The organism is Bacteroides faecichinchillae JCM 17102, from assembly GCF_000614145.1.
Taxonomy (GTDB): domain Bacteria; phylum Bacteroidota; class Bacteroidia; order Bacteroidales; family Bacteroidaceae; genus Bacteroides; species Bacteroides faecichinchillae.
Genome location: NZ_BAKK01000040.1, coordinates 16,156 through 36,612, shown reverse-complemented (window position 1 = coordinate 36,612; position 20,457 = coordinate 16,156). Strand labels below are relative to the sequence as shown.

Below are 20,457 nucleotides of genomic sequence, written 5' to 3'. Positions count from 1 at the left end.
GGTACTTTAGAAAAGATGTGTTATATTTGCGATCGATAATTCTATATTAAACGTTTAAAGCAAATCAAAAGTATGAAGATTAAATTATTCCTAGCTGCTGTGGCAGTAACATTTTCCTTTGCTATGATGTCTTGTTCTGGTAATAAAGCAGCTAATAGTACTTCCGAAACTGAAGTAACAGATTCTGTTGCAGTTGTAGAAGCTGCTGTATGTACTCAAGTTGATTCTTGTTGTCAAAAAACAGATTCCTGTGCTATTTTTTGCGATAAGAAAGCTAATTGCGACAAAACAAACTGTGATAAAAAGGCTGATTGTGACAAGAAAGCTGATTGCTCAGAAAAAAAAGCATGTTGCGATAAAAAGTAATTTATTGATTTAGAATGATAAGTCCGGAGGATACAGAGTGATCAAACACTTTGTGTCCTCTTTTTATTTTATGAAGAATAGAAAATAACTAGTAATATATTCTTTTTTATATTCGACTTTAGCTTATGAAATGAAATTATTTTCGATAAAAAAGTAACGTATTATTTGGTGGTTAAGAAATAATCTCTACCTTTGTATCGTCAAACAATAAAAAGACAATAAAATGAATCAGATGTTTATACATATTCTACTGTGTGGTATTATTATTCTACTATCAAAGTTTAGTGGAAGTGAGTGCTGCGCGTAAAAGTGTATAATGAAAATATACGAAAGCCTTTCTCACTTCCACGTGTGAAAGGCTTTTTTTGGTGCTAATAATTATATAAATCATAAGAAGATGGACAATAGGTTATTTATTTTCGATACCACCCTTCGTGATGGTGAACAGGTTCCGGGATGCCAATTGAATACAGTAGAGAAGATTCAGGTAGCTAAGGCATTGGAATCTCTGGGTGTAGATGTGATTGAAGCGGGTTTTCCTATCTCCAGCCCTGGAGATTTTAATTCAGTGATAGAGATTTCTAAGGCGGTGACATGGCCTACTATCTGTGCTCTGACTCGGTCTGTTCAAAAGGATATTGATGTTGCTGTAGATGCGTTGAGGTTTGCTAAACATAAACGTATTCATACAGGTATCGGTACTTCAGATTCTCATATCAAATATAAATTCAATTCAAATCGCGAAGAGATTATTGAACGTGCGGTAGCTGCGGTGAAGTACGCGCGTCGATTTGTAGATGATGTTGAGTTTTATGCGGAAGATGCAGGACGTACGGAGAATGAATATTTAGCGCGAGTAATTGAAGCAGTTATTAAAGCTGGTGCAACAGTAGTGAATATCCCGGATACAACCGGTTATTGCTTACCGTCAGAATATGGTGCTAAAATTAAATATTTGATTGACCATGTGGATGGTATCGATAAAGCAATTATTTCTACCCATTGTCACAATGACTTAGGTATGGCAACAGCTAATACAATAGCGGGGGTTATGAATGGTGCTCGCCAGGTGGAGGTTACTATTAATGGCATTGGTGAACGTGCAGGGAATACTGCTCTTGAGGAAATAGCAATGATTATCAAGAGTCATCATGAAATTGATATTCAAACAAATATCAATACTCAGAAGATTTATCCGACTAGCCGTATGGTATCTAGTTTGATGAATATGCCGGTACAACCCAATAAAGCGATAGTTGGACGAAATGCTTTTGCACATTCATCTGGAATTCATCAAGATGGCGTGTTGAAGAACGTGCAAACTTATGAGATTATTGATCCTCATGAGGTAGGTATTGATGATAACTCCATTGTATTGACTGCCCGTAGCGGACGTGCTGCTTTGAAAAATCGTCTGTCTGTTTTGGGAGTTAAATTAGAGCAAGATAACTTAGATAAGGTATACGAAGACTTTTTGAAATTAGCTGATAAGAAAAAAGATATTAATGATGATGATATTCTAGTATTAGCAGGTGCGGATCGTACTCAAAATCACCGTATTAAATTAGATTACTTGCAGGTGACTAGTGGAGTTGGTGTCCGTTCGGTTGCTAGTCTGGGATTGAATATTTCCGGAGAAAAGTTTGAAGCTTGTGCTAGTGGAAATGGTCCTGTAGATGCTGCGATCAAAGCTTTGAAAAAGATAGTAGACCGTCACATGACGCTGAAAGAATTTACCATTCAAGCCATTAGTAAAGGAAGTGATGATGTTGGTAAAGTACATATGCAGGTAGAATATGATAATCAAATGTATTATGGCTTTGGAGCTAATACAGATATTATAGCAGCATCTGTAGAAGCTTATATTGACTGCATCAATAAATTTAAAAATTAAAAGAGAGAATAAAATTCAATTCTAACTTGCAAAATTATAAAGATATAAATGAATACATTATTTGATAAAATATGGGATGCTCATGTGGTTACTACTGTGAAAGATGGCCCTACACAGCTTTATATTGATCGGCTTTATTGCCATGAAGTGACTAGTCCGCAAGCTTTTTCCGGCCTGCGCGAACGAGGAATCGGAGTGTTACGTCCGGATAAAGTGTTCTGTATGCCGGACCATAATACACCGACGCATGATCAGGATAAACCGATCGAAGATCAGGTATCCAAGACTCAGGTAGATGCACTAACGAAGAATGCCAAAGATTTTGGTCTGACACATTATGGTATGATGCATCCGAAAAATGGAATTATCCATGTAGTAGGGCCGGAACGTGCTTTGACTCTTCCGGGTATGACAATTGTTTGTGGTGACTCCCATACTTCAACTCATGGTGCAATGGGAGCAATTGCTTTCGGTATCGGCACTAGTGAAGTGGAAATGGTATTGGCTTCTCAGTGTATTCTTCAGTCAAGACCGAAAACAATGCGTATTACTGTAGATGGAGAATTAGGAAAAGGAGTAACTGCGAAAGATGTAGCACTTTATATGATGTCTAAGATGACTACTAGTGGTGCAACTGGTTATTTTGTTGAATATGCGGGTTCGGCTATTCGTAACCTGACAATGGAAGGACGTCTAACTCTCTGCAATCTTTCTATCGAAATGGGTGCACGTGGCGGTATGATTGCTCCGGACGAAGTGACTTTTGAATATATCAAAGGTCGTGAGAATGCTCCTACAGGCAAAGAATGGGAGACAGCAGTGGAATACTGGAAGACATTGAAGAGTGAGGATGACGCTGTGTTTGATAAAGAAGTTCGATTTGACGCAAATGATATTGAACCAATGATTACTTATGGTACTAATCCGGGAATGGGTATGGGAATCACACAGCATATCCCTACAATGGAAGGATTGGGAGAAGCAGCTCAGGTTTCTTTCAAGAAATCTCTGGATTATATGGGGTTCCAACCGGGTGAGTCTTTGTTAGGTAAGAAGATTGACTATGTTTTTCTTGGAGCTTGTACCAATGGGCGCATTGAAGACTTTCGTGCTTTTGCTTCCATTGTAGAAGGACGTAAAAAAGCAGATAATGTAGTTGCTTGGCTTGTTCCGGGATCATGGATGGTAGATGCGCAAATTCGTAAGGAAGGTATTGATAAGATTCTGACAGAAGCTGGATTTGCAATTCGTCAGCCGGGATGTTCTGCCTGTCTGGCTATGAATGATGATAAGGTTCCGGCCGGTAAATATTCTGTTTCTACTAGTAATCGTAACTTTGAAGGGCGTCAGGGACCGGGAGCACGTACATTACTGGCTAGTCCTTTGGTTGCTGCAGCTGCTGCGGTAACAGGAGTAATTACTGATCCGAGAGAACTTATTTAATTGATAATGGATAATAGATAATTAGAGATGAAAACAAAATTTGATATAATAACAAGTACTTGTGTACCTTTGCCTTTGGAAAATGTGGATACAGACCAGATTATTCCGGCGCGTTTCCTGAAAGCAACTACTCGTGAAGAGAAATTTTTCGGAGATAATTTGTTTTGTGATTGGCGGTATAATGTAGATGGTTCTTTGAATAAGGATTTTGTGCTGAATGATCCTACATATAGTGGACAAATATTGGTTACCGGAAAGAACTTTGGTTCAGGTTCCAGTCGTGAACATGCAGCTTGGGCGATTGCCGGATATGGATTTCGGGTAGTAGTATCTAGTTTCTTTGCAGATATTCATAAGAATAATGAGTTGAATAATTTTGTACTTCCGGTCGTTGTTTCGGAAGAATTCTTGCAAGAACTGTTCGACTCTATTTATGCAAATCCCAAAATGGAGGTGGAAGTGAATCTTCCTGAGCAAACTATCACCAATAAAGCGACAGGTAAAAGCGAGAACTTTGAAATCAATGCTTATAAGAAACATTGCCTGATGAATGGATTGGATGATATTGATTTCTTGTTAAGTAATAAAAATAAGATAGAACAATGGGAAAAGAAAGCGTCAAGATAGAGATCATGGACACAACGCTCCGCGATGGTGAACAGACTAGCGGGGTGTCCTTTGTGCCTCATGAGAAACTAATGATCGCTCGTTTGCTATTGGAAGACTTAAAGGTGGACCGGGTGGAGGTTGCTTCAGCACGTGTGTCGGACGGTGAGTTTGAAGCTGTGAAGATGATATGCGATTGGGCAGCTCGCCGGAATCTGCTTCATAAAGTAGAAGTACTGGGGTTTGTAGATGGCGGTACTTCAGTTGATTGGATACAACGTACCGGTTGTCGCGTTATCAATTTGTTATGTAAAGGTTCGTTGAAGCACTGTACACAACAATTGAAAAAAAGCCCTGAAGAACATATTGCTGATATTATCAATGTAGTGCATTATGCTGATGAACAGGATATTGCTGTAAATGTCTATCTGGAAGATTGGAGTAATGGTATGAAAGATTCTTCCGAATATGTATTTCAGTTGATGGATGGATTGAAAGATTCCAATATCAAACGGTATATGTTGCCGGATACATTAGGTATTTTGAATCCTCTACAAGTGATTGAGTATATGCGGAAAATGAAGAAACGTTATCCGGATACTCATTTTGATTTTCATGCGCATAATGACTATGATTTGGCTGTAAGCAATGTGTTGGCAGCTGTGCTGAGTGGAGTGAAAGGATTGCATACGACGATTAATGGTTTGGGTGAGCGGGCAGGTAATGCTCCTTTGGCTAGTGTACAAGCTATTCTGAAAGATCATTTTAATGCGCTGACTAATATTGATGAAAGCCGTTTAAATGATGTTAGTCGGGTAGTAGAGTCTTATTCCGGTATTGTAATTCCTGCCAATAAGCCGATTGTAGGTGAGAATGTCTTTACGCAAGTTGCAGGTGTTCATGCAGATGGTGATAATAAGAATAATCTTTATTGTAATGATTTGTTGCCCGAACGTTTTGGTCGTAAACGTGAGTATGCATTAGGTAAAACAAGTGGTAAGGCTAATATCCGTAAAAATCTGGAAGATTTGGGATTGGATTTGGACGAGGATTCTATGCGTAAAGTGACGGAACGCATTATTGAACTGGGGGATAAAAAAGAATTGGTTACTCAGGAGGATCTGCCATATATCGTTTCGGATGTGTTAAAGCATGGGGTTGAAGGTGATAAAGTGAAACTAAAGAGTTATATTGTGAACCTTGCTAATGGTTTGAAGCCGATGGCAACTTTGAAAATAGAGATCAATGGCGAAGAATTTGAAGAAAGTTCAAGCGGTGATGGACAGTATGACGCTTTTGTACGTGCTTTGCGCAAAGTATATAAGGTGACTTTAGGACGTAAATTCCCGATGCTGACGAATTATGCCGTTAGTATTCCTCCTGGTGGACGTACAGATGCATTTGTGCAGACTGTCATTACTTGGAGTTATGAGGATCGGGTGTTCCGTACTCGTGGTTTGGATGCTGACCAGACTGAAGCTGCCATTAAAGCGACAGTGAAGATGCTGAATATTATTGAAAATGAATAGATGTAAGGTCGCTATTCTGAAGTATGTTTTTATTAGTATATAAATAGAAAGAATTAATAATTATGGATTTTAAAATTGCTGTATTAGCAGGCGATGGTATCGGACCGGAAATCTCCGTACAGGGAGTGGATGTTATGAGCGCCGTTTGCGAGAAGTTTGGTCACAAAGTAAGTTACGAATATGCAATCTGTGGTGCAGATGCTATAGATAAAGTCGGTGATCCGTTTCCGGAAAAAACATTTCAGGTTTGTAAGGATGCAGATGCAGTTTTGTTTTCTGCTGTAGGTGATCCGAAGTTTGACAATGATCCTACTGCAAAAGTTCGTCCGGAACAAGGATTGCTTGCTATGCGTAAGAAGCTGGGGTTGTTTGCTAATATCCGTCCCGTACAAACGTTCAAATGCTTGATTCATAAATCTCCTTTACGTGCGGAATTAGTAGAGAATGCCGATTTCATTTGTATTCGTGAATTGACCGGAGGCATGTATTTTGGTGAGAAATATCAGGATAATGATAAAGCTTATGATACGAACTTCTATACTCGTCCGGAAATTGAGCGTATCTTGAAAGTCGGTTTTGAATATGCGATGAAACGTAGAAAGCACTTAACAGTTGTAGATAAAGCGAATGTGCTGGCTTCTTCTCGTTTGTGGCGTCAAATTGCACAGGAAATGGCTCCGAATTATCCGGAAGTAACCACAGATTATATGTATGTGGATAATGCTGCTATGCGTATGATTCAAGAACCGGCATTCTTTGATGTGATGGTAACTGAAAATACATTTGGTGATATTTTGACTGACGAGGGTTCTGTGATCAGTGGTTCCATGGGTTTACTTCCTTCTGCTTCTACTGGAGAACGTACTCCTGTATTTGAACCGATTCATGGTTCGTGGCCTCAGGCTAAAGGACTGAATATTGCTAATCCATTGGCACAGATACTTTCTGTAGCTATGCTATTCGAGTACTTTGATTGCAAGGAAGAAGGAGCTTTAATTCGTAAAGCAGTAGATGCTTCTTTGGATGAGAATGTACGTACACCAGAAATTCAAGTAGCTGGGGGGGCTAAGTATGGAACAAAAGAGGTTGGTCAGTGGATTGTTGAGTACATTAAGAAAGCTTGATAATATATTGCTCATACAATGAAAAGCCTGGTGTAAAAGTGATACCAGGCTTTTTTATTGTTGATTCTAAAGGTTTCTTCAGCTTTGAATAATTGAATAAATGATGATACCAAGTGTCGTCAGTAGTCCGGTATAAATAATCATTTCTGTTTGTCGCATCTTGATATTGGAAGATTTGCTAGCCAGATTTAGCCGGACAGCTAGTTTATGGAAAATAAAGTAGAGCATCCATCCCCCGAATCCTCCGATGATAGCTCCCACTATTAAATCCCCTGGATAATGTAAGCCTAGATATAGGCGGGTATAAGAATTGGTGAGTGCCCATAGAACGATAAAGATATTCAGCCAACGTTTACGAAATAAACAAACCAGGAATATCGCAAGTCCGAATGAATTGGCTGCGTGGCAGGAAGGAAATCCGAAACCACCTCCATGTTTCCCATTTACAATATAGACTAGGTCAGCGATTGGGTTTTCCGGATTGGAAGGACGCAAACGACCTACTAACGGACGGATGAGACTATTACACATCTGATCTGCAAATGTGATAGTCAGAGCAATAGCCACTACATAACAAATGGCAACTTTCCAATGGAAGTTTTTTAGTAGTACATAGAGTATAGTGGCATACATTGGTACCCATATTACTTTTCCGGTAAAAGCACTCATGAAATAATCCCAGAACGGCGAGTGTATGCCATTAAAGAATAAAAGTGCATTAGTATCTATATCAGATAGATTTTGAATTATTTCATTCATATAATATGAAATGTATTATAAGAAAAATGATATTGGTTTATCGTTTTGCTAAATCATCATAGAGCTTTTGGAGAAATGCTTTTCCCTTTTCCAAATTGGCTCCTTTTGTGATACCTTCGTCCACTTGTATTGTATTAGCATCCAAATTGAATACCAATTGATTTTCGGGAGTAACTATACCAAATAGAGACGGTTCTGTAAAATACCCAAAATGAGGAGAGGACGGATTCAGAATATTCTTGCTGAAGGTAAACTCATCGTGTGGCAATCCAAGCTGGGAAAGCAGAGTTGCGGCAATATCTATTTGAGAAGCATAAGTATCTATTGTCTGTGGCTCTTTAATTGCTCCACCAATCATAATGAGTGGAATAGTATGTCCTTCCAATGGGTTATCTATAGGATGAGGATATCCTCCCAAATGGTCAGGAACAAGTACGATTAATGTATTCTTCCACATCGGGGTTTCCTTATATTGTTTTACGAAATCTCCCACACAACTATCTGCATAAGCGAAAGCATTGAGTACTTTATGGTCTAAACGATGAAATGGTACTTCAAAAGGCTCGTGACTACTGGATGTTTGTACGATCTTAAAAAATGGTTCTTTGAGCTTTTCTTCTTTCAAGTCTTTCAGAAAACGTTGGAATAATGTATGATCCTGTGCTCCCCATTTACCTGTACGCTCAGATAAAGGGAAATCTTTCTCAGAAATGATCTTTTCAATACCAGCAGAAACCAGATAAGAACGCATATTAGTGAAATCAGCATCTCCACCGTAATAGTATCCCAAATCGTATCCGGCATTTTTTAGTGTGCGGGGAATAGAAGGAAGGTTTTCTGTTTTCTCAGGATACTTCATAATACTGGTACTTGGTTGAGCAGGATATCCACTAATGACAGATACGAGACCACGATCAGTACGAAAACTATTGGCATAGAAATTAGTGAATAATATTCCTTCTTTACTTAATTTATCCAGATTGACAGCAACGTTTGGTTGTCCTTCGAAAGATTCCATTAAATGAGTAGAAAAACTTTCCAGGATGATGAAGATAATATTGGGGCGTTGTGTATTAAGTAATTGGGGAATACTGTCTGTTGCTAATGCTGGTTTTTCTATTATTTGAGTAAATAGTTCATCGGCTTTTTTAGGGTCCATTAAACGGTATTGTTTATCGAAGTTGTTTTGATGGGTGGCGGAATACATGAAACTGAATGCAGGATTGATTGCTGCATGGTTTATTCGTTGGTTTTGGCTGAAATAAACTTTACTTAGATTCATGGTTGATACAGAGAAACCACCGCGAATGGGGATGAAAAGAGCTGCTGTCAGTAAAAGGAGTACCAAAGATACATTTTGTCTGTGATAAGGAATTTTTAAAGGCTTCTTTTCACGAATAAGTGTGAAATAGAAAATTCCATAAAGAATGGCTGTATAAATTAGCATGGTTAATAAACCTAGTAATATAAACCAGATACTTACACTGGCTATGGCGTCTTTGGGAGAGGTAAAGAAATAGAAGATGGGAGTGGTGTCCAGACGGAATCCCCAGAAACCGTATAATCCTAAATCAACAATAAAAATAGAAGCCATAATAAAGGCGATGATACCAAAATACCATTGTCGGATATGACGAAGTATACCTGAGTCGGTCCAAGCAGAAACAATTAATAACAGACTCGGAATTGCTGTGAGGTATCCTGCTAAGGAAAGATCTAACGGTAGTCCGTGCCACATGACACTGAAATAATCGCTCCAGGAGGCAGTAGTATAGAGTTCATGGTAATAACCCATGAATAAAGGTTTTTGTATAACAAACAAAAGAACAAATAAAAAATAAGTCGTGAGAAATTGCAGGATTCTCTTTTTCATATCTGTAAACTTAAAAAGATTGAACGGAGACAAAGGTACAATTCTTTTCTGTATCTTTGCACATCAACCGAATAAAACGAGGTGAATGATGCCAAAAATTGCGAAGAAATTGACAGATTTAGTGGGAAATACTCCCTTGATGGAGCTTTCAGGTTATAGCCGGAAGCATGATCTGAAACAGAATTTAATTGCTAAGTTGGAAGCTTTCAATCCGGCTGGAAGTGTGAAAGACAGGGTGGCTTTGTCTATGATCGAGGATGCAGAGGCGTGTGGAATATTAAAACCTGGTGCGACTATTATTGAACCGACAAGCGGAAATACAGGAGTAGGTTTGGCAATGGTAGCTACTATTAAAGGTTACCATTTGATATTAACTATGCCTGAGACAATGAGTCTCGAACGTCGGAATTTGTTAAAAGCATTAGGGGCGCAGATTGTCTTAACGGATGGTTTGGGGGGAATGGCTGCTTCTATTGCTAAAGCTCAGGAATTGTGTGATAGTATTCCTGATTCGGTAATTCTGCAACAATTTGAGAACCCTTCTAATGCGACTGTCCATGAAAAGACTACCGGTGAAGAAATTTGGCGGGATACGGATGGTGAAGTGGCAGCATTTGTTGCAGGAGTTGGTACAGGAGGCACTGTGTGTGGAGTTGCTCGTGCCTTAAAAAAACATAACCCGGATATTTATATTGTTGCAGTAGAACCTGCGTCATCTCCAGTTTTAGTTGGTGGTCAAGCAGAACCACATCGAATTCAGGGAATCGGTGCAAATTTTATCCCGAAGCTTTATGACGCTTCTATTGTTGATGAAGTTATAGGGGTACCAGACGATGAAGCGATTCGTGCAGGTCGAGAATTGGCTGCTACTGAAGGGGTGCTAGCGGGAATTTCTTCAGGAGCGGCAGTTTATGCTGCTCGTCAATTGGCGATACGTCCGGAATTCAAGAACAAAAAAATCGTAGTATTGTTACCTGATACGGGAGAGCGTTATCTTTCAACTGAGTTGTTTGCATTTGACGTGTATCCGTTGTAGTGATCGTGTTTTGTCTCTTCTTTTGATATATGAGGAGAGCGTGTTTTAATTAATATGATTAATTGATGAAAAATATTTTGAGTAAGGATAAGATGAAGGTAACTGCATTTTCATTCTTTTTGAAAGGGGTTATCCTTTTATTACTTTTTTTGTTTCCGTTTACTTTACATGCACAAACTTATCAGCAGTTGTCGGAGAGGGCAATAGAATACATAGAAAAAGATAGTCTTCATCAGGCGAAAGACTTATTAGTGCAGGCTTTAAAACTGGATCCGAAGAATGAAAAGAATGCAATGCTTTTTTCTAATCTGGGATTAGTACAACGCCGTTTGGGGGAATTTGACAAGGCACTTGAATCTTATACATTTGCTTTGAATTTTGCCCCGTTATCAGTACCTATTTTGTTGGATCGTGCTGCGATTTATTTAGAGATGGGTAAAACTGATCGTGCTTATACTGATTATTGTCAAGTACTTGATGAAGATAAAAAGAATAAGGAAGCGCTATTGATGCGGGCTTATATTTATGTGCTTCGTCGGGATTATCCTGCTGCCAGACTAGATTATAATCGTTTGATGGAGCTTGATCCTTTGAGTTATAGTGGGCGACTTGGTTTGGCGACTTTGGAGCAGAAAGAAGGCAAGTTCAAAGAGGCACTTGATATTTTGAATAAAATGATTGTAGAGGCACCTAATGACGCTACCTTATATATTGCTCGTGCTGATGTGGAACATGAGATGGGGCATGATGATTTAGCGTTGGTGGATTTGGATGAAGCTATACGGTTAGATGCGTCTTCAGCAGATGCTTATTTACTGCGTGGTAGTATTTATCTGGTTCAGAAAAAGAAATCATTGGCGAAGTCTAATTTTGAAAAGGCGATTTCATTTGGAGTACCTCGGTCGGATTTGCATGAGCAGTTACAGCAGTGCCGATAATCTTCTTTTATTTTCTTGATTCTCCTACTAACTTTTTTACTGTGTCGAAGAGTAGAAACTCATACTACTTAAACAGTCTATCTTTCTGAGATTTCGCGCTAGGATTATTTGGCAAAGAAGAAAATAGGTACGGATGTATGTAACCAGTTTATTTTGTGAGGAGGACATTTGATGTAACAATTAGGTATTGTCTACGAATTGCTTGATTAGGGTTATGAAATCTTTCCCATATTTTTTCTTTTTATATTCTCCAATACCACTGATAGCTCCAAACTCTTCAATAGTAGTGGGGCGAGAAATACTGAGGAGGTGGAGCACTTTATCCGATAATACAATGTAAGCAGGAAGTGCTTCTTGATCTGCCAATTGTTTTCGTAAGCCACGAAGTGCTTCGAAAAGATCTTCATTCTCTGTGCCTGGTAGTCCGAAGGAGAATTCTTTGGAGATTATAACTTTTTTCTTTTTTCCTTTGATTGCAGATTCTTCTCGATGGATGACTGTTAAGGTAGCTTTGGCTCTGCCAAAGAGTATGTCGGTACCACTTGAGGTAATTTTTAAGTGATTGTTTTCGTTGTAGGCGATCTCAAAGTAACCTAATTGCAGCATTTGTAAGAGATAGTCTTGCCAATTGCGTACTGGAATGTCTCTTCCGGCACCAAATGTTTTTAGTTCTTGGTAACCTTTTCCGGTAACCTCAGTAGAATAGTTGCCACGAAGAATGTCAATCAGTAATCCAGTTCCAATTTGTTGATCGGTACGAATAATAGCACTTAATGCTTTTTGGACGATGATTGTACCATCGAATCTTTCAGGGGGATTTTTACAAACATCACAGTTCCCACAATCTTTAGTTGTCGTTTCTCCGAAATAATTTAGTAGAATTCTTCTTCGGCAAATGTCTGCTTCGGCATATTGTTGCATTCGCTGAAGTTTTTCCAGATTAATAGTTTGTTGATTACTTTCGGTTGCAAATTTAGTGAGCAGGATTAAGTCTCCTATTGAATAAAATAGTATAGTATCACTTGGTAAACCATCACGTCCCGCACGGCCTATCTCTTGGTAAAAACTTTCAATGCTTTTAGGAAGATTATTGTGAATGACCCAACGGACATTGGATTTGTCAATTCCCATACCAAAGGCTATCGTGGCACATACTATTTGAATACGGTCGTTGATGAAATCATCTTGGGTTTTATCTCGTTGTTGTGGAGATAATCCTGCATGATAAACACCACAACGGATCCCTTGTTTCTGTATCATCTGAGCAATAGTTTCTGTTTTACTACGACTCATGCAATAAATAATTCCACTCTCTCCACTGTGACGGTTTATAAATTCAAGGATCGCTTTGTTTTTCTCTTTTGCCTGAAAACCACGTTTTACCGTTAGGCTGATGTTGGGTCGGTCGAAAGATGAAATGAAAGTGCGTGGATTTTTGAGATGAAGTTGGCGAGCAATGTCTTCCCGCGTAATTTTATCAGCTGTTGCCGTTAATGCAATGATTGGAATTTGAGGGAATTGCTGATGAATTATTCCCATTTGTGTATATTCTGGTCGAAAGTCATGTCCCCATTGTGAAATACAGTGTGCTTCGTCAATGGCAAATAAAGAGATGTTCATGTCCCGTAACAGATAGTCTTTTTCTGTTACCAGTTTCTCCGGAGAAATATAAAGTAGTTTCAATCGTCCATCAATACAAGCACGACGCAGGTTAGCATTTTCTGTTTCGTCATTATTACTATTCAGGGCTCCGGCTGCAATCCCGTTAGATTGTAATGCTTCTACCTGATCTTTCATCAATGAGATGAGTGGTGAGACTACTATAGCAGTGCCTTCGCTGAGTAAGGCAGGTAACTGATAACAAATGGATTTTCCTCCACCGGTAGGCATTAGTACTAAAGCATCCTTTTTGTTTAGAATGTGGCGGATGATTTCTTCTTGTAAAGGACGGAAATTGTCGTATCCGAAATATGTTTTTAATGTATCTTTCATCAATGAATTTATTAAACTTTGTTGCAAAGATACATTTTCTTTAGTATACTTTATCATGTCTCGATTTCTGTTCAAGAATAAATTCCCGAAGTTAAAGTTTCTTATTATTTTGTCATATTTACACTATTTCAAGCTTTTTGATTGTTTAAGTAGAAAAAAAAATGCACAAAATAATTGTGTATTAAAAAAAAAAGTAAGACATTTGTAACATACAATGTTGCGAATGGGCAATATTAATTAATGAACAAACCCCTAACCAGTTAATTCGATGAGTGATTTAGAAAAAAAAGCAACGGAGGAAACTCCTAAAAAACGCCCTTATAATTTAAGGGAAAAGAAAGAAAAGAAAGCTGCGTATAGATCTTTGATTAGACCGGAATTAGCAGATGAGTTGTATGATAAGATTCTGAATATTGTAGTTGTTCAGAAGAAGTATAAAGACCCTGACTACTCTGCAAAAGATCTAGCTAAAGAGCTTAAAACAAATACACGCTATCTTTCTGCAGTGGTAAATTCTCGTTTTGGCATGAACTATTCTTGTTTGTTGAATGAGTACAGAGTAAAAGATGCATTGCACTTATTGACTGACAAACGTTATGCTGACAAGAATGTAGAGGAAATCAGTGCAATGGTTGGCTTTGCAAATCGTCAATCTTTTTATGCTGCATTTTATAAGAATGTAGGTGAAACTCCTAACGGATATCGCAAGAGGCATACAGATAGCAAAAAGTAATTGTGTATTCCGAAACTGAATAAAAGGAATTACCCCTGAATGAGAGTTTAGGGATAATTCCTTTTTCTCTTTTTACATTGATCAATACTAGTTATTATGAAACATTTTATATCAATAGCCATAGCCTCGACACTTTTAGTGTCTTGTGGAGGAACTAAAATAACAACTGCTAAAACAGATAAATTTGATTATACAGTGGAACAATTTGCAGATTTACAGATATTGCGGTACAAGGTTTCCGGATTTGAGGACTTGTCACTGAAACAAAAAGAGTTGATTTATTATTTGACACAAGCTGCTTTGGAAGGACGGGATATTCTGTTTGACCAGAACGGGAAGTATAACCTGAGAATTCGTCGGATGCTTGAAGCTGTGTATATGAACTATCAAGGTGATAAAGAAACTTCTGATTTCAAAAATATGGAAGTGTATCTCAAACGAGTATGGTTCTCTAATGGTATTCATCATCATTATGGGATGGAAAAATTTGTACCAAACTTTTCAAAGGAGTTTATAAAACAAGCTGTGCTTAGTATTGACTCTTCTTTGCTCCCGTTGGAAGAAGGACAAACTGTCGAACAGCTTTGCAACGAATTATTTCCTGTCATTTTTGATCCAACTATAATGCCAAAGCGGGTGAATCAGGCTGACGGAGAAGACTTGGTACTTACTTCCGCATGTAACTATTACGATGGTGTAACACAGAAAGAAGCAGAAGATTTTTATAATGCTTTGAAAGATCCGAAAAATGAAACACCGGTTTCTTATGGTTTGAATAGTCGGTTGATTAAAGAGGATGGAAAGATTCAAGAAAAGGTATGGAAAGTAGGTGGACTCTATACGCAAGCGATTGAGAAAATTGTCTTTTGGCTGAAGAAAGCGGAAGCTATTGCTGAAAATGATGCTCAGAAAGTTGTAATTAGTAAGCTAATTCAATTCTATGAAACAGGTAGTTTGGAGGACTTTGATGAATATGCTATTCTTTGGGTGAAAGACTTGGATTCACGAATTGATTTTGTGAATGGTTTCACTGAGAGTTACGGTGATCCTTTAGGTATGAAAGCTAGCTGGGAGTCTTTAGTGAACTTTAAGGATTTGGAAGCTACACATCGTACGGAAACTATAAGTAGTAATGCCCAATGGTTTGAAGATCATTCTCCGGTAGATAAGTCTTTCAAAAAAGATAAAGTAAAAGGTATATCGGCGAAAGTAATTACTGCTGCGATACTTGCTGGTGATTTGTATCCATCTACAGCTATTGGTATCAATCTTCCGAATGCCAACTGGATTCGTGCTCATCATGGTTCGAAATCAGTAACTATTGGAAACATTACTGATGCTTATAACAAAGCAGCTCATGGTAATGGTTTCAATGAAGAATTTGCTTACAGTGATGCGGAAGTTCAGTCGATAGATAAATATGGCGATCTGACTGATGAACTACATACTGACTTACATGAATGTTTGGGACATGGTTCCGGTAAGTTGCTTCCGGGAGTAGATCCAGATGCTCTGAAAGCATATGGCTCTACCATTGAAGAAGCTCGTGCTGATTTGTTTGGTTTGTATTATGTTGCTGATCCGAAACTGGTAGAGTTGAGGCTTGTGCCGGATGCAGATGCTTATAAAGCTGAATATTACAAATATTTGATGAATGGTTTGATGACACAGTTAGTGCGTATCGAACCAGGTAATAATATTGAAGAGGCTCATATGCGTAATCGCCAGTTGATTGCTCGTTGGGTATATGAAAACGGAGCGGCTGATAAAGCTGTGGAAATGGTGAAGAAAGACGGAAAAACTTATGTTGTGATCAATGATTATCAGAAAGTACGCGAATTGTTTGGTAAATTGTTGGCAGAAATACAGCGTATCAAGTCTACCGGTGATTTTGAAGGAGCTCGTAATTTGGTGGAGAATTATGCAGTAAAAATAGATCCGGTTCTTCATGCGGAAGTATTAGAACGTTATAAGAAACTGAATCTTGCTCCTTATAAAGGATTTGTGAATCCGAAATATGAATTGGTGACAGATGAAAATGGTAATATTACAAATGTTACCGTATCTTATGACGAAGGTTATGTGGAACAAATGTTGCGTTATAGTAAGGACTATTCTTCGCTGCCTTCGATAAATAATTAGAAAATGGATATTAAAGAACAATTGAAAGATATTAAAACACAGCTCCGTCTCTCTATGAACGGAGCTGTGTCTCAAAGTATGCGTGAGAAGGGATTAGTGTATAAACTCAATTTTGGAGTAGAACTTCCTCGTATCAAAATGATTGCTGGTACCTATGAAAAGAATCATGATTTGGCGCAAGCATTATGGAAAGAAAATATTCGTGAATGTAAGATTCTGGCTGCGATGTTACAACCCATTGATACCTTTTATCCGGAAATTGCTGATATTTGGGTAGAAGACATTCAAAATATTGAAATAGCAGAATTAACCTGCATGAATCTTTTTCAGCATTTACCGTATGCACCTGCAAAATCATTTCATTGGATAGCCGATGAACGGGAATATGTACAAACTTGTGGCTTTTTGACTGTTGCCCGTCTTTTGATGAAGAAAGGAGATATGACGGAAAGAGTTGCCGGAGAATTACTTGATCAGGCTATATGTGCTGTTCATTCAGATAGTTATCATGTACGAAATGCTGCGATGTTAGCCATTCGCAAATATATGCAACATAATGAAGAGCATGCTTTTCAGGTGTGTCGTTTGGTAGAAGGAATGGCAGACTCTTCTATTGAAGCAGAGCAGAGGTTGTATTATATGGTGAAAGATGAATTGGGTGAGTGATAGTTCCTTGTTGTTTAACTCATAAATTATCCTTCATATAAATATCACAGAAAATCTTTTGCTTTCCGCAAAAAAGGCTTAACTTTGTTCGCGCTAATTTTGTGCTGATGATGGAAACTCAAAATGTGAAAGATACGGTACGGCAGATATTCACCGAATATCTTACTGTAAACGGGCATCGCAAGACTCCCGAACGTTACGCCATACTCGAAACTATTTACTCCATCGAAGGACATTTCGATATTGATATGCTCTATTCGCGAATGATGGACCAGGAAAACTTTCGGGTCAGTCGGGCAACTCTTTACAATACCATTATTCTGCTAATCAATGCTCGTCTGGTCATCAAACATCAATTTGGAACTTCTTCTCAATATGAAAAATCATATAATCGTGAAACCCATCATCATCAGATATGTACTCAATGCGGTAAAGTGACTGAGTTTCAGAACGAGGAGTTGCAGCACGCTATTGAGAATACGAAGTTAAGCCGATTTCAACTATCTCATTACTCCTTATATATATATGGATTATGTAGTAAATGTGACAGAGCGAATAAACGGAAAAAAGTAAATAACAACAATAAAAAAGAAAAATGAAAGTAGATGTTCTATTAGGATTACAATGGGGCGACGAAGGTAAAGGAAAAGTTGTCGATGTATTAACACCTAAGTATGATGTGGTTGCTCGTTTTCAGGGTGGTCCGAATGCAGGTCATACACTTGAGTTTGAAGGACAAAAATATGTACTTCGTTCCATCCCTTCCGGTATTTTTCAGGGTGATAAAGTAAACATTATTGGTAATGGTGTAGTACTTGATCCGGCACTGTTCAAAGCCGAAGCCGAAGCTCTTGAAGCATCAGGTCACCCGTTGAAAGAACGCTTGCATATCTCAAAGAAAGCTCACCTTATTCTTCCGACACATCGTATTCTGGATGCAGCATATGAAGCAGCTAAAGGAGATGAGAAAGTAGGTACTACAGGTAAAGGCATTGGTCCTACTTATACGGATAAAGTAAGCCGTAATGGTGTTCGTGTAGGGGATATCCTTCATAACTTCGAACATAAATATGCAGCTGCAAAAGCTCGCCATGAGCAAATCCTGAAGGATTTGAATTATGAATATGACTTGACCGAGCTTGAAAAAGCATGGATGGAAGGTATTGAATATCTGAAACAATTCCATCTTGTAGACAGCGAACATGAAATCAATAATCTGTTGAACGATGGAAAGAGTGTACTTTGCGAAGGTGCGCAGGGAACAATGCTGGATGTAGATTTTGGTTCTTATCCATTCGTTACTTCTTCCAACACTATTTGTGCTGGTGCTTGTACTGGTTTGGGGATCGGTCCTAATCGTATTGGAGAAGTTTATGGCATTTTCAAGGCATATTGTACACGTGTAGGTGCAGGTCCTTTCCCGACAGAATTGTTTGATGAGACTGGAGAAAAGATTGGTGCATTGGGACATGAATTTGGTGCAGTGACAGGTCGTAAACGTCGTTGTGGCTGGATTGATTTAGTAGCATTGAAATATTCGGTAATGATCAATGGTGTAACTAAATTGATTATGATGAAGAGTGATGTACTTGATACGTTTGATACAATCAAGGCTTGTGTTGCTTATAAGTTGAATGGTGAAGAAATCGACTATTTCCCCTATGACATAACAGAAGGAGTAGAGCCTGTATTTGCTGAACTTCCGGGTTGGAAAACAGATATGACGAAAATGCAGAGTGAGGATGAATTCCCAGAAGAATTTAATGCTTATCTTAGCTTCTTAGAGGAACAGCTTGGTGTACAAATCAAGATTGTTTCTGTAGGGCCGGACAGAGCTCAGACTATTGAACGTTATACTGAAGAATAATAAATAGTTCTATCATATTTTGGAGAAAGGCGGAGTTTTATAATCTCCGCCTTTCTTGTTTAGAATTTTAATTGCTGAGTAATGTGTTTTAATTAATAGATCATTTGGCAGAGAACATGTTGATAACTAGTTTTGATATAATACTTATTTAATAATAATGCTTTATGAGAACACATTTTATTTCTTTCCTTTTATTATTAGGTATAAGTTTGGGAGTATTTGCCCAGTCTTCTTACCAACCTACTCAGGAAAATCTGAAAGCACGTCAGGAGTTTCAGGATAATAAATTTGGCATTTTTCTACATTGGGGATTATATGCTATGTTGGCTACCGGTGAGTGGACAATGACAAACAACAATCTGAATTATAAAGAGTATGCCAAACTGGCAGGTGGTTTTTATCCGTCTAAGTTTGATGCCGATAAGTGGGTGTCAGCTATTAAAGCTTCTGGGGCAAAGTATATTTGTTTCACCAGCCGTCATCATGAAGGCTTTTCGATGTTCGATACTAAGTTTTCTGATTTTAATGTAGTCAAAGCTACCCCTTTTAAAAGAGATATTATTAAAGAATTGGCCGATGCTTGTACTAAATATGGAATAAAGCTTCATTTTTATTATTCTCATCTTGATTGGTCACGGGAGGATTATCCGTGGGGACGTACTGGGCATGGAACAGGACGGCCGAACCCCAAAGGTGATTGGAAGAGCTATTACCGGTTTATGAATAATCAGCTAACAGAATTACTGACCAATTACGGTCCGATAGGGGCTATCTGGTTTGACGGATGGTGGGATCAGGACCAGAATTCAAGTTTTGACTGGGAACTTCCAGAGCAGTATGCGTTGATTCATGAACTACAGCCGGGATGTTTGGTTGGAAATAATCATCATCAAGTACCTTTTCAAGGGGAAGACATTCAGATCTTCGAGCGTGACCTGCCGGGAGAAAATACGGCCGGACTTTCCGGGCAAGATGTAAGTCAATTGCCTTTGGAAACTTGTGAGACAATGAACGGAATGTGGGGATATAAGATTACCGATCAGAATTATAAATCAACAAAAACATTGATTCACTATCTGGTGAAGGCTGCAGGTAGAAATGCAAACTTGTTAATGAATATTGGTCCTCAGCCGAATGGAGAACTTCCGGAAGTAGCTGTGGAACGGTTGAAAGAGGTTGGTGAATGGATGAGTCGGTATGGTGAAACTATTTATGGGACAAGAGGTGGTATTATTGCTCCTCATGAGTGGGGAGTGACAACACAAAAAGGAGATAAACTGTACGTCCATATTCTTGATTTGCAAGATAACGCTTTATTCTTGCCTCTGATTGGTAAGAAAGTAAAAAAGGCGGTTTTATTTAAGGATAAATCTCCGGTTCGATTTACCAAAATGAAAGAAGGTATTTTGCTTGAACTATCAGAGGTTCCGAAAGATGTTGATTACATCATTGATCTTACTATTGACTAATTTTTAGCTAATTCTTCCTA

At 38.4% G+C, this 20,457-nt stretch carries 17 protein-coding genes; 14 read left to right on the top strand and 3 right to left on the bottom strand.

The features are described from left to right. The first annotated feature begins 72 nt into the window (after positions 1 to 72). The 6 genes from JCM17102_RS16720 to leuB all read left to right on the top strand — a co-directional run bounded on the left by JCM17102_RS16720 (position 73) and on the right by leuB (position 6,962). The gene (locus JCM17102_RS16720) at positions 73 to 366 is read left to right on the top strand and encodes a hypothetical protein (RefSeq protein WP_025075994.1); all 294 of its coding nucleotides are present in this window, start codon (positions 73 to 75) and stop codon (positions 364 to 366) included. A gap of 397 nt (positions 367 to 763) precedes the next feature. Next, entirely contained in the window at positions 764 to 2,260 is a 1,497-nt protein-coding gene (locus tag JCM17102_RS16715; RefSeq protein WP_025075993.1) for a 2-isopropylmalate synthase, read from the top strand. Between the two features lie 48 nt (positions 2,261 to 2,308). Next, on the top strand, positions 2,309 to 3,703 hold the full coding sequence (gene leuC, locus JCM17102_RS16710) for a 3-isopropylmalate dehydratase large subunit (protein WP_025075992.1): 1,395 nt from the start codon (positions 2,309 to 2,311) through the stop codon (positions 3,701 to 3,703). A gap of 27 nt (positions 3,704 to 3,730) precedes the next feature. Continuing rightward, the gene (gene leuD / locus JCM17102_RS16705) at positions 3,731 to 4,330 is read left to right on the top strand and encodes a 3-isopropylmalate dehydratase small subunit (protein ID WP_025075991.1); all 600 of its coding nucleotides are present in this window, start codon (positions 3,731 to 3,733) and stop codon (positions 4,328 to 4,330) included. Next, complete coding sequence (locus tag JCM17102_RS16700; protein ID WP_025075990.1) at positions 4,306 to 5,838, top strand: hydroxymethylglutaryl-CoA lyase-like TIM-barrel protein; 1,533 nt, start codon at positions 4,306 to 4,308, stop codon at positions 5,836 to 5,838. The genes leuD and JCM17102_RS16700 overlap by 25 nt, the downstream gene beginning before the upstream one ends. A 62-nt stretch (positions 5,839 to 5,900) precedes the next feature. Further along, positions 5,901 to 6,962 carry a 3-isopropylmalate dehydrogenase gene (leuB, locus tag JCM17102_RS16695; protein ID WP_025075989.1) on the top strand — a complete coding sequence of 354 codons (1,062 nt, stop codon included), beginning with the start codon at positions 5,901 to 5,903 and terminating at the stop codon, positions 6,960 to 6,962. 78 nt (positions 6,963 to 7,040) lie between these two features. On the opposite strand, the gene JCM17102_RS16690 is transcribed toward leuB, so the two are convergent. Together JCM17102_RS16690 and JCM17102_RS16685 are read right to left on the bottom strand one after the other, a co-directional pair. Beyond that, complete coding sequence (locus JCM17102_RS16690) at positions 7,041 to 7,721, bottom strand: phosphatase PAP2 family protein (RefSeq protein WP_033886983.1); 681 nt, start codon at positions 7,719 to 7,721, stop codon at positions 7,041 to 7,043. A gap of 37 nt (positions 7,722 to 7,758) precedes the next feature. Next, positions 7,759 to 9,594, bottom strand: coding sequence for an LTA synthase family protein (locus tag JCM17102_RS16685; protein WP_025075987.1), 1,836 nt, complete (start codon positions 9,592 to 9,594; stop codon positions 7,759 to 7,761). An 88-nt stretch (positions 9,595 to 9,682) separates the two neighbouring features. Between JCM17102_RS16685 and cysK the strand changes: the two genes are divergently transcribed. Together cysK and JCM17102_RS16675 are read left to right on the top strand one after the other, a co-directional pair. After that, a complete protein-coding gene (gene cysK / locus JCM17102_RS16680; protein WP_025075986.1) occupies positions 9,683 to 10,630 on the top strand; it encodes a cysteine synthase A in 948 nt (315 codons plus the stop codon). Between the two features lie 92 nt (positions 10,631 to 10,722). Continuing rightward, the gene (locus JCM17102_RS16675; protein WP_081800230.1) at positions 10,723 to 11,568 is read left to right on the top strand and encodes a tetratricopeptide repeat protein; all 846 of its coding nucleotides are present in this window, start codon (positions 10,723 to 10,725) and stop codon (positions 11,566 to 11,568) included. Between the two features lie 180 nt (positions 11,569 to 11,748). Here the strand turns inward: JCM17102_RS16675 and recQ are convergent, their stop codons facing one another. Beyond that, positions 11,749 to 13,560 carry a DNA helicase RecQ gene (gene recQ, locus JCM17102_RS16670; RefSeq protein WP_025075984.1) on the bottom strand — a complete coding sequence of 604 codons (1,812 nt, stop codon included), beginning with the start codon at positions 13,558 to 13,560 and terminating at the stop codon, positions 11,749 to 11,751. A gap of 268 nt (positions 13,561 to 13,828) precedes the next feature. Here recQ and JCM17102_RS16665 point away from each other — a divergent pair, with 268 nt between their 5' ends. From JCM17102_RS16665 to JCM17102_RS16640, 6 genes are all read left to right on the top strand, one after another. Beyond that, positions 13,829 to 14,293 carry a helix-turn-helix domain-containing protein gene (locus JCM17102_RS16665; protein ID WP_025075983.1) on the top strand — a complete coding sequence of 155 codons (465 nt, stop codon included), beginning with the start codon at positions 13,829 to 13,831 and terminating at the stop codon, positions 14,291 to 14,293. 96 nt (positions 14,294 to 14,389) lie between these two features. Then, positions 14,390 to 16,435, top strand: a complete 2,046-nt coding sequence (locus JCM17102_RS16660; protein ID WP_033886980.1) for a dipeptidyl-peptidase 3 family protein — start codon at positions 14,390 to 14,392, stop codon at positions 16,433 to 16,435. 3 nt (positions 16,436 to 16,438) lie between these two features. Then, the gene (locus JCM17102_RS16655; protein WP_025075981.1) at positions 16,439 to 17,101 is read left to right on the top strand and encodes a DNA alkylation repair protein; all 663 of its coding nucleotides are present in this window, start codon (positions 16,439 to 16,441) and stop codon (positions 17,099 to 17,101) included. Between the two features lie 110 nt (positions 17,102 to 17,211). Further along, on the top strand, positions 17,212 to 17,700 hold the full coding sequence (locus JCM17102_RS16650; RefSeq protein ID WP_025075980.1) for a Fur family transcriptional regulator: 489 nt from the start codon (positions 17,212 to 17,214) through the stop codon (positions 17,698 to 17,700). Further along, positions 17,697 to 18,968: an adenylosuccinate synthase gene (locus JCM17102_RS16645; protein WP_025075979.1), complete on the top strand. Its 1,272-nt coding sequence runs from the start codon at positions 17,697 to 17,699 to the stop codon at positions 18,966 to 18,968. Before JCM17102_RS16650 ends, JCM17102_RS16645 begins: the two co-directional genes overlap by 4 nt. A gap of 164 nt (positions 18,969 to 19,132) precedes the next feature. Continuing rightward, a complete protein-coding gene (locus tag JCM17102_RS16640) occupies positions 19,133 to 20,437 on the top strand; it encodes an alpha-L-fucosidase (RefSeq protein ID WP_025075978.1) in 1,305 nt (434 codons plus the stop codon). Positions 20,438 to 20,457 lie beyond the last annotated feature (20 nt).

Bases quoted from the DNA above. Each gene is read 5' to 3' on its own strand.
- JCM17102_RS16675 (WP_081800230.1), top strand. From the start codon at position 10,723: ATGAAGGTAACTGCATTTTCATTCTTTTTGAAAGGGGTTATCCTTTTA.
- JCM17102_RS16655 (WP_025075981.1), top strand. From the start codon at position 16,439: ATGGATATTAAAGAACAATTGAAAGATATTAAAACACAGCTCCGTCTC.
- cysK (WP_025075986.1), top strand. From the start codon at position 9,683: ATGCCAAAAATTGCGAAGAAATTGACAGATTTAGTGGGAAATACTCCC.
- leuD (WP_025075991.1), top strand. From the start codon at position 3,731: ATGAAAACAAAATTTGATATAATAACAAGTACTTGTGTACCTTTGCCT.
- leuC (WP_025075992.1), top strand. From the start codon at position 2,309: ATGAATACATTATTTGATAAAATATGGGATGCTCATGTGGTTACTACT.
- JCM17102_RS16640 (WP_025075978.1), top strand. From the start codon at position 19,133: ATGAGAACACATTTTATTTCTTTCCTTTTATTATTAGGTATAAGTTTG.
- JCM17102_RS16645 (WP_025075979.1), top strand. From the start codon at position 17,697: ATGAAAGTAGATGTTCTATTAGGATTACAATGGGGCGACGAAGGTAAA.
- JCM17102_RS16665 (WP_025075983.1), top strand. From the start codon at position 13,829: ATGAGTGATTTAGAAAAAAAAGCAACGGAGGAAACTCCTAAAAAACGC.
- JCM17102_RS16715 (WP_025075993.1), top strand. From the start codon at position 764: ATGGACAATAGGTTATTTATTTTCGATACCACCCTTCGTGATGGTGAA.
- JCM17102_RS16700 (WP_025075990.1), top strand. From the start codon at position 4,306: ATGGGAAAAGAAAGCGTCAAGATAGAGATCATGGACACAACGCTCCGC.
- JCM17102_RS16685 (WP_025075987.1), bottom strand. From the start codon at position 9,594: ATGAAAAAGAGAATCCTGCAATTTCTCACGACTTATTTTTTATTTGTT.
- JCM17102_RS16650 (WP_025075980.1), top strand. From the start codon at position 17,212: ATGGAAACTCAAAATGTGAAAGATACGGTACGGCAGATATTCACCGAA.
- leuB (WP_025075989.1), top strand. From the start codon at position 5,901: ATGGATTTTAAAATTGCTGTATTAGCAGGCGATGGTATCGGACCGGAA.
- recQ (WP_025075984.1), bottom strand. From the start codon at position 13,560: ATGAAAGATACATTAAAAACATATTTCGGATACGACAATTTCCGTCCT.
- JCM17102_RS16690 (WP_033886983.1), bottom strand. From the start codon at position 7,721: ATGAATGAAATAATTCAAAATCTATCTGATATAGATACTAATGCACTT.
- JCM17102_RS16660 (WP_033886980.1), top strand. From the start codon at position 14,390: ATGAAACATTTTATATCAATAGCCATAGCCTCGACACTTTTAGTGTCT.
- JCM17102_RS16720 (WP_025075994.1), top strand. From the start codon at position 73: ATGAAGATTAAATTATTCCTAGCTGCTGTGGCAGTAACATTTTCCTTT.